Origin of the sequence: Lentilactobacillus curieae, assembly GCF_000785105.2 — a bacterium.
Lineage (GTDB): Bacteria > Bacillota > Bacilli > Lactobacillales > Lactobacillaceae > Lentilactobacillus > Lentilactobacillus curieae.
In genome coordinates this window covers 2,035,333-2,050,071 of the sequence record NZ_CP018906.1, presented here as the reverse complement: position 1 = coordinate 2,050,071, position 14,739 = coordinate 2,035,333, and the positions used below count along the sequence as shown (strand labels likewise).

The window sequence follows — 14,739 nt, the reverse complement described above, 5'->3', positions numbered from 1 at the left end:
TTTGTTTTAAGATAGTAACCTGTTTTCATGGAAATAATTTATTTTTTTACCTGGTATGCTATACTTATTTCGTTAAAACATTAAAATGCGAAAAAAGCGTATAAAAACTTTTGTAGTGAATTGAAGGGATGGAATACCGTGTTCGGACTAGGAGAAAAAAATATCGGAATCGATCTTGGTACAGCAAACACGATCGTTTACGTTGATGGGAAAGGAATCGTCCTCCGAGAACCATCAGTTGTAGCAAAAAGCACAAAGGACGGCGAAGTAATTGCCGTGGGTGAAGAAGCCCGCGCAATGGTTGGTAGAACTCCAGGTAGTATTCAAGCAGTTAGACCAATGAAAGATGGTGTTATTGCTGATTACGACACCACAGTTGCCATGATGAAGTACTTTATTGAAAAAGCACTTGGCCATTCTTCAGGGAAACCTTATGTTATGGTTTGTGTTCCTACTGGAATTACCGCCGTTGAAAAGCGTGCGGTTATCGATGCAACGAGAGTTGCAGGTGCAAGGGATGCCTACGTAATTGAAGAACCATTTGCAGCTGCTATTGGAGCAGGGCTTCCTGTTATGGATCCGACCGGTTCAATGGTTGTTGATATTGGTGGTGGTACAACTGATGTTGCCACGATTTCACTTGGTGGGATTGTTTCAAGTCGTTCAGTGAGAATGGCTGGAGATAAGCTAAACGATTCAATTATTGGATTTGTTCGCCAAAAGTACAACTTACTGATTGGTGAAAGAACTGCTGAACAACTTAAATGGGACATTGGTTCTGCGTCAGCTAAGGCTGCCAAGGATATTGAACCAGTTCCAGTTCGTGGTCGAGACTTAGTTACTGGACTTCCAACTACTGTTGAAGTTAGTGGTGTTGATGTTAACGCTGCAATCGCAGAGTCAGTTGCTGAAATCATTGATACAGTTAAGGAAACTTTGGAAGAGACTTCTCCCGAAATTGCCGCTGATGTTATTGATCATGGTATTGTGCTAACTGGTGGTGGTGCTCTACTTAAGAACCTTCCGGAAGTTATTGCTGAAGAAACTCAAGTTCCTGTAACCATTGCTCCGGATCCTTTGGACTGTGTTGCCATTGGTACTGGCGAGTCATTGAAGAGTATTAACGTGATTAAGAAAAAACAATAGTATCGTTTTTTAAGCCTTAGGAATTTCTTAGGGCTTATTTTATGAACGATTGACTGATGGAGGCAATTATGCAAAAGTTCTTTTCCAACAGAAAGTTGGTAATTATAATTATCTGCTTGATCATCAGTTTTGGTTTAATGACATTATCCGTATCTGTGAGAAACAAACGCAGTACACCGCCTGTAATTCAACAATTTGGTAATGATATTGTTGGTTTTGGTGACCGGTTCGTTGCAACTCCAATGAATGGAATTCAGCACGGTTTTGTATCTCTAAAGAATTTGCTCAATACCTATCAGGAAAACGAGCAACTTAAATCAAAGGTTGATCAACTAGTGCAGACCCAGGTTAAGGATCAGGCACTGGAAAAGGAAAACAAGCAGTTGAAACAACAGCTACAAGTTGGTTCAACAATGACTAGCTATGACAAGATTAACGCTGCGGTTATTTCAAGAACACCATCATCTTGGGCAAGTCAATTGATTATCAATAAAGGACAAGCTTCGGGAATTAAAAAGAACATGCCAGTTATTGCTGGACAAGGATTGATTGGAACGGTTTCAGAAGTTAACAAGACGAATAGTAAGGTTGTTTTGATTTCAAATACTGCTGAGAATTCCAATAGATTTGCTGTGCAAATTGCAGGAGATGGCGGTAAAGTGCTAAACGGAATCATTACTGATTATAACGATGATACGAGTCAACTGATTATGGGTAACATTACGTCGAAGGAAAAAATTTCTAAGGGCGATAAAGTTGCTACTTCTGGATTAGGCGGTGTTGTTCCTAAGGGAATTTACATTGGAACTGTTTCAAAAGTTGGTAAAGATGATTATGGACTAGCTAAAAAGGTATACATTAAGCCTGCAGCGGATCTTCATGATATTGAAATCGTCTCTGTTGCGGTTAAAGAGTAATTGGGGGCTGGTATAGTTGAAAAGAAGAATTCCGGTTTCGGTTATTTTTATAGTTGGTCTAATATTGGCGTTTTTCTTGGATGGTTCGATAAGTCAAGCGTTTGCAAGTGTGTTGTATGCAGCACCAAATTCAATGGTTCCGTATTTAACCCTGATGTGGCTATGTATGACGGCATTCTTCTCTACTAGAATAAAACGTCTTCACGTGGGTATCTGGGCAGCAATCATTGGTTTTGTCTTTGATTCGTACTACACAGGCTTGCTAGGGGTTTACGTATTCATATTTCCACTTGTCGTTTATATAGGCCAGGCGATTTATGAATCGTTACCTAAAAATTTTCTGAGTGGTTTTTTGGTTTTCTTCATTGATGTTACTTTTGCTATTAGTCTAAATTGGCTAGCAAACATCTTTGTTGGCCAGGTTGAGCCGTCAGCATCTATTTTTCTGGTAAATGCTTTGGCCCCAACTTTGGCATTGAATTTATTTTTCTTTGCAATATGTTATTTTCCAATTGAATCGTTGTATGCTAGACATAGACGTTAATTTGGAAATCTTAGGGGGTAGGTATTGATGGCAGAGGCAGCTGTTTTGAAAGGCAGTAATGATGGTTACGAAATAATCTTGAGTGATCGGGCTGCGTACGATGATATCTTTAAATCATTGGTTAAGCTACTGGACAACTTAAAAACGCAGACGGCTTCAACAAAACCGCAAAAAATTGCGTTTGAAATTACAACGGGAAGCCGTTTGTTTAATTCAGACGAACGTTCCGAAATTGAGAAAGTATTTGCAAACTATCCTGACTTTTCAATTCATCGTATCAATTCAGATGTTGTTACTAAAGAAGAGTCAAAGAGAATTATTGAACAACAGACCGTTCATATTCTTGATAAGACAATTCGAAATGGTCAGGTAGAAACAGTAACAGGAGACGTATTATTTCTTGGGAATGTCCATGAAGGGGGTAAGTTATTCGTCAGCGGTAATTTATTCGTTTTGGGACAAGTTGATGGTATTATTCAAGCAGGGTACCCCAATATGGAAGATAAGCTGATTATTGGGGACGTACATAATGCTCAGCAAGTTAGAATTGGTGAGCAATTCGAAATCCTAGATGACTCTCCCAAGAGTGACAAGATTAACGAATCCACAGTTTCATATGTTAACGATCTTCATTTGCTTGATTACGGCGAAGTTGAGGATTTAAACGAGATTAACCCAAAGTTCTTTAACCAGATTGGAGGAGTCAATAATGGGTAAAGCGTTAGTTATCACTTCAGGTAAAGGTGGTGTTGGTAAGACAACTTCTTCTGCCAACATCGGTACCGCATTAGCAATGATGGGCAAAAAGGTGGTATTGCTTGACCTTGATATTGGTTTGAGAAACCTTGATGTTGTTTTGGGGTTAGACAACCGTATCATGTACGATATTGTCGATGTGGCAGCAGGTCGCGCTAAATTAGCACATGCCCTGGTAAAGGATAAGAGATTTGATGATCTCCTTTATCTATTACCAGCCGCACAAAATACTGATAAGACTGCATTAACAGAGGATGAAGTTGTTGAAATCGTGGAAGAATTAAAACCAGATTTCGATTATGTCTTAATTGATTGTCCTGCAGGAATTGAACAAGGATTTATGAATGCAATTGCTGGTGCAGACGGTGCTTTGATTGTTACTACACCTGAAATTTCGGCAGTCCGTGATGCTGATCGCGTCGTTGGATTGCTTGAAACCCATCCACTAAAGGAAGAACCATTATTAATCATTAACCGTATTCGGACGCACATGATGAAAGATGGTTCAGTGATGGATGTTGATGAAATCACCCATCATTTGGGAGTTGAATTATTAGGGATTGTGTTTGATGATGACGCCGTTATTTCAACTTCTAATCATGGTGAACCAATCGTATTAGATTCAGATAATCCTGCCGGTCAAGGATATCGAGATATTGCGCGTAGAATTACTGGCGAATCTGTTCCTTTGATGGAAATGAAGGAAGAGTCAAAAGCTTCGTTCTGGCAAAAGTTTACTGGTTGGTTTAAAAAGAATTAGCTATTTGAACTTGACGAATGGCTTATCTTTAAGTATTATTTAAACTAACATTTTACATTAATAAAGACTATGATCAGAAATCTAGGTTATCAACTTCTACAGAGAATCATCAATTTGGTGGAATGATGATGTTGGCGATGCTTAGTTCACATCTGGGAGTCATTTTCCTGAAAGCTTTAGTAGGGAAAAACGGTGAGCACGTTATTGCTGAAGTTTAGTTACTAAACTCTTGAGGTCTACGCTGTAGACGAACATGAGGTGGCACCACGATTTAACAATCGTCCTCTTAGGCTTTTGCCTAAGAGGATTTTTTGTTTTTCAAAGTAGTAATTAAACTTCTTGAGGTAGTGGGCGCGAGTCCACTACGAATTGAGGTGGAACCGCGAAAACCATCGCCCTCTTGGTAAATTATCAAGGGGACTTTTTTTATGGAGGAATTATTATGTTAGATTATTTAGGACAAATTTTACCAGCATTATTATCTGGAACAAAAATGACATTATCAGTATTTTTTTGGACATTAATTGCCTCAATTCCACTAGGAGCAATTGTGGGTTTGGGCATGTTAAGCAAGTTTAAGCCCTTAGTTTGGCTAATTAACTTCTATGTTTGGTTGATGAGAGGAACGCCATTGTTGCTGCAATTAATAATTGTCTTTTATGGGCTACCTTTGATGCATCCTTTTGCAATTGTTTTTCCTCGGTACGAAGCGGCTTTATTTGCATTTATATTAAACTACACCGCATACTTTGCAGAAATCTTTCGGGGCGGTTTTCAAGCAGTTCCCAAGGGTCAACTTGAGAGTGCTCGGGTACTTAGACTTACGTATTGGCAAACAATCCGCTACATCGTAATCCCACAAGTGTTTAAAATTGTGTTGCCATCCATTGGAAACGAAGTTATCAATTTGATCAAGGATTCATCATTGGTCTACGTAATTGGTTTAGGAGACCTACTACGCGCTGGAAACGTTGCTAGTGCAAGGGATGTCACATTATTACCGCTGATTTTTGCAGGGGTAATTTACCTGTTATTGACGGCTGTATGCACAGTGATCCTAAGATTAATTGAAAAGAAATCCAGTGTTTGGAGATAGGAGTGTCATCAATGTTAGAAGTAAAAAATTTAGTTAAACGATTTGGAAACAGAACGATTATTGATGACCTGTCTGTACAGGTTAAAGATCAAGAAATATTATCAGTGGTTGGACCATCCGGAGCTGGAAAAACAACTCTTCTCAGGTGTATTACTGGATTAGAGAAGGTTGACTCTGGTGAATTTTACTGGGATAACCAAAAGTTTGATCCAACTGATTCTAATCCCAAAAACATGATTATTGGGGTGGTTTTTCAGGACTATCAATTATTTCCAAATTTAACGGTATTGGACAATATTACTCTGGCACCCAGATTGGTTAAGAAAGAAAGCCTAGATGAATTAGAAAAGTCAGCTAGCGAACTTTTAGCACGGTTGGGCCTCGAAGGAAAAGAAGATTTATACCCATATCAGCTGTCAGGTGGCCAAAAACAGCGGGTCGCTATTGTTCGGGCTTTGGCAATGAATCCTAAGGTTCTTTGCTATGATGAGCCAACATCTGCACTTGATCCCGAGCTGAGAGATGAAGTTGCCAAAATTATTATCGATTTGAAGCAACAAGGAATGACTCAGTTAGTTGTTACCCATGATATGGATTTTGCAGAAAAAATTGCTGATAATATTTTACGGGTTGAGCAACTGAAGTAAGGGGTGGTTGGATGAAGAAGAGATTGATTCGCAGTTTGTTCGCAGTGACATTGATAATGATTCCGCTACTTTTATCAGGTTGCCGAATTGAATCACGACAAAAATTAGAGAGTAAGCCTGACACCTGGGAGACCGTTCAGAAGCAAAAGAAGATTGTTATTGGTCTTGATGATAGTTTTGTTCCAATGGGATTTCAGACTAAGAGTGGCAAAATTGTTGGTTACGATGTTGACCTTGCCAAAGCTGTTTTCAAACAGTATGGAATTAAGGTTGATTTTCAGCCAATTGATTGGTCAATGAACGTTACTGAGTTGCGCAATGGGACGATTGATTTAATTTGGAATGGTTTTTCAATTACGCCGCAAAGATCTAAGGCGGTTTCGTTTAGTACTCCATACTTAGTGAACGACCAAATTTTAGTTACTAAGAAGAAAAATAACATCAATAGTTTTGCGGACATGCAGGGTAAAGTTGCCGGGGTCCAAAATGGATCCGCTGGGGCAATGGATATTGATAACCAGCCTAAGTTGCTGAAAGATCGGATCAAGGGTCACAGTCCCGTATTGTATGATTCCTTCACAGATGCGTTCATTGATTTGAATTCAAACAGAATTCAAGGGTTATTGATAGATAGCATTTATGCTGACTATTACATTGCTCACCAGTCTGACCGAAAATCATTCAAAGTTATTAAAAGCAATTTTCCAAAGGAATACTATGGCGTTGGAATGCGAAAAGGTGATACAATGCTCAAGCAAAAAATTGACCAAGGCCTAAAGGAATTAGCTAAGAATGGTAAGTTAAAACAAATTGACCAGAAGTGGTTTGGAAGTAAAGTATCTTCACCTCTTTTAAATAATAAGTGATTATCGTAGATTATTGAGTATAGCGAGCGTTACGGACGATTAAAAGTTCTGTAGCGCTCATTTATTTGGTTAAAATTCAGTTTTTTTATTAATTTGAAACATTCGCTATTGAGATTTTGGCCTGGTTCATTTACCATGAAATTTGTGATTCATCCAAGGAGGATGCTTGTGAACGAAATTAAATCAAAAAATTATCGAATTTTTACTCATAATACCGATAAATTTAAAACTACCAAAATTACTATTTACTTTACGCTTAAGTCAGATGAGAAGAACTTTGCGAAAATGGCGCTATTGAGTGAATTACTCGGAAATGCCACAAGTAAATATTCCAGTGAGACGGAGGTTTCTAGACAGCTTTCGAGAATGTATGGTGCCAGTTTCGGAGTTACAGTTTTAAGATACGGAGATGTTCACACACTTCGAATCAATATTAGTTTTCCAAATGATAAATACCTTCCAGATAATCATCACGTTGTTTCAGAAATAATGGGATTCCTCGATGAGGTTATTAATCATCCACTAATAGGTGGTAATCAGTTTGAGGAGAGCTTTTTTAATTTACATAAAGCCAATCTACTCAATTACTTCAACTCAATTATTGAAAACCGCGAATACTATGCAACTATCCAGTTGCAAAAATTAATGTTTCCAAACGACATTAACCACGGAAGCTTTTTATACGGAACAATTGATCAGCTTCAAAAAACCACGGCAGCTGATTTATTTGATTTCTATCAGTGGTTATTAAAAAATGCCAACATTATGGGATTTATCGGTGGTCATATCGATGACGAGTTTGTTAATCAATTAGATGAAATCATTCCCAATACGGATCATCAATTTGTCAAACTAGATCCGTTTGTTAAATTACCGCAAATTGATAAGGTAGCTCGAAAAGAACAAAAATTAGAAATTGATCAAACTGTGTTAACCATGGGTTACGAGTTACCAATTCTTTCAAATGATCCTGATTATTATAATGCAATTGTTTTGAACCAGGTACTGGGTGGCTCACCTCAGTCAGTCCTGTTTAATGATGTGCGTGAGGATCAGAGCCTAGCCTATGATATTTCTTCATCATATAATTCTTTGAACGGAACTTTGTCGGTATCAGCAGGAATCTTACCTCAAAATCAACCGTTAGTTGAAGATTTAGTTGCTAAATCCATTGAAAAAATTATGAATGGAAATATTGACGATACAGTAATTTCGGGAATCAAACAATCACTAATTGACCAGCGAAAATCTAGTGCGGACTCACTTGGGGCACAAATCGAAAAGCTTTTTGTCAAAGAGATTACTAACGCTAGTGTTGATGACGACGACTTTATAGCCGGCGTTAAGTCAGTTAAAAAGTCTGACGTGGTTGACTTAGCCAAGCAAATAAAATTGCGAGCAGTTTTTGCCTTAAAGGGTAATGGAGGTTCGGATGAAAATAATTAATTATCCTGAGTTCAGTGAACAGTTATTTCAAGAGACTCTCCCTAACGGATTGAGAGTATTTTTACACCCCATGGCAGGGTTTAATCGGACCTCTGCCGTACTTAGTGTTAACTACGGTTCAGCGGACTCGAAGTTTGTTCGTGATGGTAAGTTGATCACTCAGCCAGCAGGAATTGCGCATTTCTTAGAGCATAAGATGTTTGATAAAAAAGATTATGATGTTTTTGAGTTGTTTAATAAAAATGGTGGTAGGTCAAATGCGTACACCTCATTCACTAAAACCAACTACGTATTTTCATCAACGGATAATGCAAAGGAAAACCTAGAGTTGCTCCTTAATTTTGTGATGCAACCATACTTTGACAAGCAAAAGGTCGAACGCGAAAAGGGAATCATTTCTCAAGAAATAAATATGTACAAAAATGATCCCGATAATCAGTTATTTACGTCGAGTGTTCAATCTATGTATAAAGGGACATCATTAGCAGATGACATAGCTGGAACTGATGAATCATTGGCAAAAATTACGGTGGAAGATCTGAATTTGGCTTACGATACATTTTACCGTCCTGATAATATGACGTTAATTGTTAGTGGTAACTTAGACCCAGAGAAGTTGATGACAGTTATTCGTGAAAACCAAACGCAGTATCCAAAGCGCAATAGGAATGTTAAATTTGTTGCTCCTAAGCCCGAGGATGTTGAGGGGCGCACAGAAATCATTACTATGGACGTATCAAGACCTAAGGCTGCATTTACTCTAAGAAGTAATTTGGATAAGCAGTTGAGTGGGGATGAAGGATTACGGCACGAATTAGGACTAAATTTATTGATGAACCTGTTTTTCTCAGAAAACTCTTCCCAGTATGATGAGCTTTACCATCAAGGGATAATTGATGATTCATTTTCATTTGAAATTGAAGTTGAACGAGGCTTTCAATTTGCCATGTTGGCTGGAGATACAGATGATCCTGCCCAATTTGTATCAAGCTTAAAGGGAATTGCTGATTCAATTCCTGAATTACTGGATGCAAAGGCAGAAGAATTTGAACTGCAAAAGAGGGAACTGTTAGGTAACTATGTTGCTATGATGGATTCCCCAGAGGCAGTCTCCAATCAATTTTATGGGTTTGACGACAAACCACAAACCATTTACGATGAAATTGAGATTATCAGCAAATTGACATTGGATGACATTAAAATAATTAGTAATAATTTTCTCGCAAACTACACTCCAGGGTGTGTAACGGTTCAAAAGAAAGTTTAAATTATTTTTTAAGGTGTAAATCTGATGAAAATCATATGCTATACTTGACTTAATGATAAAAAAAGTAATGGAGAATCAGTATGGATAACGAAAACCAATCCGTAACAATTGGACAAAAATTACACGATGCAAGGGTGGCCAAAGGTTATACCCTTGATGATTTACAAAAAAATACCAAAATTCAAAAGCGTTATTTAATGGCGATTGAAGATAACAATTTCGATGCTTTACCAGGTGAGTTCTACGTGAGAGCCTTCGTTAAACAATACGCTGACTCTGTGGGACTAAACGGTCAGGAATTGTTAAACGACTTTAACCACAAGCTTCCGGATACTGAAGATCCTGAATATGTTGATCGAGTAAACGATGACAATCCTCAAACTCGTTCAGTTCAACGTAAAGCTGATGAGCGAACTGAGAAAATTCGCCGTTATATTCCGATTGCAGCCGTTTCTGTGGTTGTATTGATCATCTTGATTGCCATTTGGGTTGCTGCAGCTAAAAGCACTAGGAATACTGCAAAGACTGAAATTGAGACTAGCAAAGTTTCTGTTTCTGGATCAAGCTCAAGCAGTAAGTCATCCAGTGCCAAGAAAGCCAAGAAAAAGGCCTCAACTTCAAATACGAAAGTTAGTTTCAGTCAACTGTCAGCAACTGATTCTGATTTAACTTATCGGGTTAAAGGTGCTTCCAAGACGCCTAAAATTAAGCTAAGCGTTACAGAAGCATCAGGATCAGATTCAGCTACTTCTGACTCGTCTGCAACTAGTGCTTGGATGTCAGTAACTGCGGACGGTAGTTCATTGTGGCAAGCTGCTTTAACTGCTGGTAAATCACACACCGTTTCGCTTCCTGCGAATACATCATCAGTAACAATTAATTCTGGTAATGCACCCGTAACCAAGATTTCTGTTGATGGTAAGCAAATGAAGTTGCCAACAGCATCAAGTCAGGTTAGAAACGTTATTCTCCAACTTAACGGTTCAGCAGATTCATCAAGCACTGAAACTTCTTCATCAACAACTGATACAACAACGGATACTACGGGTACCCAAACAGGTACAGATACAGGTACCACAGGATATTAATAAGAATGTTGAGGGCTTAAGATGAATTTACCAAATAAATTAACAATTTTTAGAATCATTTTGATACCATTTTTCATTTTGATTTTAGCGATTCCTACAACAATGGGGGTTATGCAGGTTGGCGGAACAGTCTTAACAGGAAGCCGACTTCTTGCTGCTTTGGTTTTCATCGTTGCCTCGCTAACTGATTTTTTGGATGGTCAAATTGCTAGAAGAAACCATTTGGTCACTAACTTTGGCAAGTTTGCTGACCCATTAGCCGACAAAATGTTGGTTATGACAGCATTTATCTTTTTGGTGGAGTTAAATATGGCACCTGCATGGGTAGTTGCCATAATCGTTTGCCGGGAATTAGCAGTTACTGGTCTAAGATTAATCATCGTTGAAAATGATGGCCAGGTATTGGCAGCCGCTTGGCCAGGGAAAATTAAAACTACAACGCAGATGTTGGCAATTATTTTCTTGCTACTTAATAACGTCTTCTTTGCGGCAATTAACTTACCACTTGGAGAAATTATGTTATACATTTGCTTGTTCTTTACAGTTTATTCTGGGATTGATTATTTTGTTAAAAATCGGTCAATTTTCTCTGATTCTTTTTAAATAATTTTCAAAAGAAGATAATTTTTTATCTTCTTTTTTCGTATCTATATCTTTGGGAGGAATGGTAATGACAATTCAAGAGCGCGTGGTAAATCTTCTGATTGAGAAAGACATTTCAATTACCGCTGCTGAAAGCTTAACTGCAGGTGAATTTCAAAGTACAATTGGCCAAGTGCCTGGAGTCTCAAGCGCCTTTGAGGGTGGTTTTGTGACCTACTCGAATGAAGTTAAGGAACAACTGCTGGGAATTCCAAAAGATGTAATTGATACTTTTGGGGTAGTAAGTGGTGAGACTGTTGTTTGGATGGCAAATCAAGCACGATCAATCCTAAGAAAAGATATCGGGATCTCATTTACTGGAGCTGCTGGTCCTGATTCACTAGAAGGTAAACCAGCAGGAACAGTTTTTATCGGGATTGCGCTTCCGGGTGATAAAACTTATTCAAGGGAGTATCACTTCGATGGTAGTCGAAATGAAATTAGAACACATTGTGTTGAGCAAGGGCTAAAATTAGTTTTGGCGGAAATTGAAAAATAAACGAACTTTTGTTCGCATTTTTGTTGATTTTTTTAAAAATCATTAGTATAGTTGACTAGTAAACATTTCCTAACGGAAAGTGGGAGGTAACGAATGGCTGACCAAAGAAAAGCTGCCTTAGATAAGGCGCTAAAGAGTATTGAAAAAGAGTTCGGAAAAGGCTCCATCATGCGAATGGGAGACAAAGCCGATACCCAAATTTCAACAATTCCAACTGGCTCACTAGCCCTCGATGAAGCACTTGGGGTGGGTGGCTATCCACGAGGAAGAATCGTTGAAATCTACGGTCCTGAAAGTTCTGGTAAAACAACGGTTGCGTTACATGCCGTTGCTGAAGTTCAAAAACGTGGGGGAACTGCAGCATACATCGATGCCGAAAATGCGTTGGATCCTGTATATGCAACTCATTTAGGTGTAAACATTGACGATTTGTTGCTTTCACAACCAGATACTGGTGAACAAGGGCTTCAGATTGCCGATGCCTTGGTTACCAGTGGTGCAATCGATATTGTAGTTGTCGATTCAGTTGCTGCATTGGTTCCACGAGCAGAAATTGACGGTGAAATGGGAGACCAACATGTTGGGTTACAAGCTCGTTTAATGTCACAAGCGCTTCGTAAGTTATCCGGAACAATTAACAAAACTAAAACAATTGCATTGTTCATTAACCAGATTCGTGAAAAGGTTGGGGTTATGTTTGGTAATCCTGAAACCACTCCTGGTGGCCGGGCATTGAAGTTCTATTCAACAATCAGACTTGAAGTTAGAAGAGCTGAACAGATTAAAGATGGAACTGACATTATTGGTAACCGGACCCGAATCAAAGTGGTTAAGAATAAGGTAGCTCCTCCATTTAGAAGAGCCGAAGTTGATATCATGTATGGCCAAGGAATCTCTCAATCTGGTGAACTTATCGATATGGCCGTTGAGAAGGACATCGTTAATAAATCTGGATCTTGGTATTCATATGGTGAGGATCGGATTGGCCAAGGTAGAGAGAACGCTAAGCAATACCTTGTTGACCATCCAGATATTTACGCCGAGGTTGAAACTAAAGTTCGAGAAGCCTATGGGATTCCTGATGATCAATCAGATAGTAAAAAGACTGATGACAAGCCAAAAGGCAAAGATAACAAGGCGGACGACAAAGAAACTAAACCTGAAGCAGAAAGCTTAGATTTAAATATCGACAAATAAAATTGATTTATAGCAAAAAGTAGTGGCTAAATTGCCACTGCTTTTTTGCTATAAATGAAAAATTGCATGAAAACATTGATATTACGATGAAGATGATTGACACTGTCAGGCCAACACATTAGAATAATAGTTGTGTCAATAATCAAATAACATCTTATTATTGGTTTAAACTATAATCATTTTATGATGATTTGGAGGTGAAGTCATGAATATGACTGGAATAATCCTCGCAATCATCGCTATCCTTGTTGCTGGTATAGTTGGAATTATTAGTTTTATATTTGGGAAAACTACCCAGAAAAAAATTCAGTTGCGTGAAGAACAATCTACGAAAAGCAGTGCTAGTGAAATTATTGCAGATGCCAAGAAAAAGGCGGACACATTAATTAAGGAATCTAAGTTAACTGCTCAAGAAGATAATCATCGCTATCGTAGTACTGTTGAGAATGAGCTCAAAAAACGTCGCTCTGAAATTCAAAAACAGGAAGATAGACTTTTGCAGCGTGAAGAGGCTCTAGACCGGAAAGATTCTTCCTTCGAAAAGCGGGAAAACAGTCTTAACCGTAAAGAACAAAGAATTAATAAGGAACAACAAAGTTTAGTATCACAACAAAAAGAAGCAAACTCACTTATTGAAAAACGCCAATCAGAAATTGAACGTGTTGCTGGGTTGTCAAACGACGAAGCGCGCGAAATGATTTTAAAGGAAACAGATGCAAAGCTAACTGATGAAAAGGCTCGAATGGTTAAGGAGAGCTATGATCAGGCAGCTGCTGAAGCTGATGAGAATGCCAAGAAGTTAATTATCGAAGCTATTCAACAGAGTTCAGCAGACGTTGTGTCTGAAACGACAGTTACAGTTGTTAATTTGCCTAATGAGGATATGAAGGGACGAATCATTGGTCGTGAAGGCCGAAACATTCGTACTTTTGAGACCCTTACTGGAGTTGATTTAATTATCGATGATACTCCCGAGGCGGTTGTGTTAAGCGGATTTGATCCAATTAGAAGAGAAGTCGCTAAGATGACCCTTGAAAAATTGATAAAGGATGGCCGAATTCATCCAGCTCGCATTGAAGAGATGGTTGATAAGAGTCGTAAAGAACTTGAGCAACGTATCCAAGAAATTGGAGAAGAAACGTTGTTTGAACTCGGAATCCACTCAATGGGTCCTGATATGATCAAGCTGGTTGGTCAATTAAACTTTAAGATTGTTAATGGTCAAAATCTGTTAAGTCATTCAATTGAGGTTGCTAAGTTAGCAGGCGCATTGGCGTCTGAATTAGGTGAGGATGTTACTTTAGCTAAGCGCGCAGGATTATTACACGATATAGGAAAGGCCGCCAACAGCGGTGTTGAGGGATCTCACGTTGATGTTGGTGTTGATTTAGCAAAGAAGTATCATGAGAGTCCCGTAGTTATCGACTCCATTGCTGCTTATCACGAAGGAAATCAACCAGAATTTATTATTTCTGAGTTAGTTGCAGTTGCTGAAAAGATTGCCATTTCTAGACCAGGTGCACACAGTGAGTCTTTGGAAAGCTTTGTACACAGATTGGATAGCCTCGAAAAGATCACCGATAGTTTCGATGAAGTTGAGAAGAGTTATGCAATTCAAGCTGGTAGAGAAATTAGGGTAATTGCAAAGCCAAACGATGTCTCTGACACCCAGGCGATTGTCCTTTCTAGAAACATTAAACAAAAAATTGAATCTGAAATGAAGTATCCCGGCCACATCAAGGTCACGGTTATTCGTGAAGTCAGATCGGTTGAATATGCAAAGTAAAAGATCAGGTAAGCTGGTCTTTTTTCTTTTATAATTGTAAAATCTTATTGATAATCAAACTTAAATTACATAATAGAAAGTA

Annotated in this window: 15 protein-coding genes and 1 other annotated feature; all 15 genes read left to right on the top strand. The window is 38.5% G+C overall.

Going from position 1 to position 14,739, the window contains the following annotated elements; genetic code table 11:
* Nucleotides 1-138: 138 nt before the first annotated feature.
* Nucleotides 139-1,146, top strand: a complete 1,008-nt coding sequence (locus PL11_RS09970; protein WP_035166930.1) for a rod shape-determining protein — start codon at nt 139-141, stop codon at nt 1,144-1,146.
* Between the two features lie 68 nt (nt 1,147-1,214).
* Nucleotides 1,215-2,063 (top strand): rod shape-determining protein MreC, encoded by an 849-nt coding sequence (gene mreC, locus PL11_RS09965; protein ID WP_191982067.1) that lies wholly within the window; start codon nt 1,215-1,217, stop codon nt 2,061-2,063.
* 16 nt (nt 2,064-2,079) lie between these two features.
* Nucleotides 2,080-2,607: a rod shape-determining protein MreD gene (gene mreD, locus PL11_RS09960; RefSeq protein WP_035166932.1), complete on the top strand. Its 528-nt coding sequence runs from the start codon at nt 2,080-2,082 to the stop codon at nt 2,605-2,607.
* A 27-nt stretch (nt 2,608-2,634) separates the two neighbouring features.
* A complete protein-coding gene (locus PL11_RS09955) occupies nt 2,635-3,324 on the top strand; it encodes a septum site-determining protein MinC (protein ID WP_035166933.1) in 690 nt (229 codons plus the stop codon).
* Complete coding sequence (gene minD / locus PL11_RS09950) at nt 3,317-4,123, top strand: septum site-determining protein MinD (RefSeq protein ID WP_035166934.1); 807 nt, start codon at nt 3,317-3,319, stop codon at nt 4,121-4,123. Before PL11_RS09955 ends, minD begins: the two co-directional genes overlap by 8 nt.
* A gap of 60 nt (nt 4,124-4,183) precedes the next feature.
* Nucleotides 4,184-4,412, top strand: a binding site (T-box leader).
* Nucleotides 4,413-4,565: 153 nt separating this feature from the next.
* Nucleotides 4,566-5,219, top strand: a complete 654-nt coding sequence (locus PL11_RS09945; RefSeq protein WP_035166936.1) for an amino acid ABC transporter permease — start codon at nt 4,566-4,568, stop codon at nt 5,217-5,219.
* Nucleotides 5,220-5,230: 11 nt separating this feature from the next.
* Nucleotides 5,231-5,866: an amino acid ABC transporter ATP-binding protein gene (locus PL11_RS09940; protein WP_035166937.1), complete on the top strand. Its 636-nt coding sequence runs from the start codon at nt 5,231-5,233 to the stop codon at nt 5,864-5,866.
* 11 nt (nt 5,867-5,877) lie between these two features.
* Nucleotides 5,878-6,732 (top strand): amino acid ABC transporter substrate-binding protein, encoded by an 855-nt coding sequence (locus PL11_RS09935; protein ID WP_035166938.1) that lies wholly within the window; start codon nt 5,878-5,880, stop codon nt 6,730-6,732.
* Between the two features lie 168 nt (nt 6,733-6,900).
* Nucleotides 6,901-8,178, top strand: coding sequence for an EF-P 5-aminopentanol modification-associated protein YfmF (gene yfmF / locus PL11_RS09930; RefSeq protein ID WP_052127778.1), 1,278 nt, complete (start codon nt 6,901-6,903; stop codon nt 8,176-8,178).
* The gene (gene yfmH / locus PL11_RS09925) at nt 8,165-9,445 is read left to right on the top strand and encodes an EF-P 5-aminopentanol modification-associated protein YfmH (RefSeq protein ID WP_035166939.1); all 1,281 of its coding nucleotides are present in this window, start codon (nt 8,165-8,167) and stop codon (nt 9,443-9,445) included. The genes yfmF and yfmH overlap by 14 nt, the downstream gene beginning before the upstream one ends.
* An 80-nt stretch (nt 9,446-9,525) precedes the next feature.
* Nucleotides 9,526-10,533 carry a helix-turn-helix domain-containing protein gene (locus PL11_RS09920; protein WP_035166940.1) on the top strand — a complete coding sequence of 336 codons (1,008 nt, stop codon included), beginning with the start codon at nt 9,526-9,528 and terminating at the stop codon, nt 10,531-10,533.
* A 21-nt stretch (nt 10,534-10,554) separates the two neighbouring features.
* Nucleotides 10,555-11,136 (top strand): CDP-diacylglycerol--glycerol-3-phosphate 3-phosphatidyltransferase, encoded by a 582-nt coding sequence (gene pgsA / locus PL11_RS09915; RefSeq protein ID WP_035166941.1) that lies wholly within the window; start codon nt 10,555-10,557, stop codon nt 11,134-11,136.
* Between the two features lie 67 nt (nt 11,137-11,203).
* Complete coding sequence (locus PL11_RS09910; protein ID WP_035166943.1) at nt 11,204-11,674, top strand: CinA family protein; 471 nt, start codon at nt 11,204-11,206, stop codon at nt 11,672-11,674.
* 93 nt (nt 11,675-11,767) lie between these two features.
* Nucleotides 11,768-12,871: a recombinase RecA gene (gene recA, locus PL11_RS09905; RefSeq protein ID WP_035166944.1), complete on the top strand. Its 1,104-nt coding sequence runs from the start codon at nt 11,768-11,770 to the stop codon at nt 12,869-12,871.
* 205 nt (nt 12,872-13,076) lie between these two features.
* A complete protein-coding gene (rny, locus tag PL11_RS09900; protein WP_035166946.1) occupies nt 13,077-14,657 on the top strand; it encodes a ribonuclease Y in 1,581 nt (526 codons plus the stop codon).
* Nucleotides 14,658-14,739: the final 82 nt, after the last annotated feature.

Excerpts from the sequence above, each read along its gene's own strand:
- mreC (WP_191982067.1), top strand. The coding sequence starts at position 1,215 with ATGCAAAAGTTCTTTTCCAACAGAAAGTTGGTAATTATAATTATCTGC.
- PL11_RS09920 (WP_035166940.1), top strand. The coding sequence starts at position 9,526 with ATGGATAACGAAAACCAATCCGTAACAATTGGACAAAAATTACACGAT.
- PL11_RS09955 (WP_035166933.1), top strand. The coding sequence starts at position 2,635 with ATGGCAGAGGCAGCTGTTTTGAAAGGCAGTAATGATGGTTACGAAATA.
- pgsA (WP_035166941.1), top strand. The coding sequence starts at position 10,555 with ATGAATTTACCAAATAAATTAACAATTTTTAGAATCATTTTGATACCA.
- minD (WP_035166934.1), top strand. The coding sequence starts at position 3,317 with ATGGGTAAAGCGTTAGTTATCACTTCAGGTAAAGGTGGTGTTGGTAAG.
- PL11_RS09910 (WP_035166943.1), top strand. The coding sequence starts at position 11,204 with ATGACAATTCAAGAGCGCGTGGTAAATCTTCTGATTGAGAAAGACATT.
- PL11_RS09945 (WP_035166936.1), top strand. The coding sequence starts at position 4,566 with ATGTTAGATTATTTAGGACAAATTTTACCAGCATTATTATCTGGAACA.
- yfmH (WP_035166939.1), top strand. The coding sequence starts at position 8,165 with ATGAAAATAATTAATTATCCTGAGTTCAGTGAACAGTTATTTCAAGAG.
- PL11_RS09935 (WP_035166938.1), top strand. The coding sequence starts at position 5,878 with ATGAAGAAGAGATTGATTCGCAGTTTGTTCGCAGTGACATTGATAATG.
- rny (WP_035166946.1), top strand. The coding sequence starts at position 13,077 with ATGAATATGACTGGAATAATCCTCGCAATCATCGCTATCCTTGTTGCT.
- PL11_RS09940 (WP_035166937.1), top strand. The coding sequence starts at position 5,231 with ATGTTAGAAGTAAAAAATTTAGTTAAACGATTTGGAAACAGAACGATT.
- recA (WP_035166944.1), top strand. The coding sequence starts at position 11,768 with ATGGCTGACCAAAGAAAAGCTGCCTTAGATAAGGCGCTAAAGAGTATT.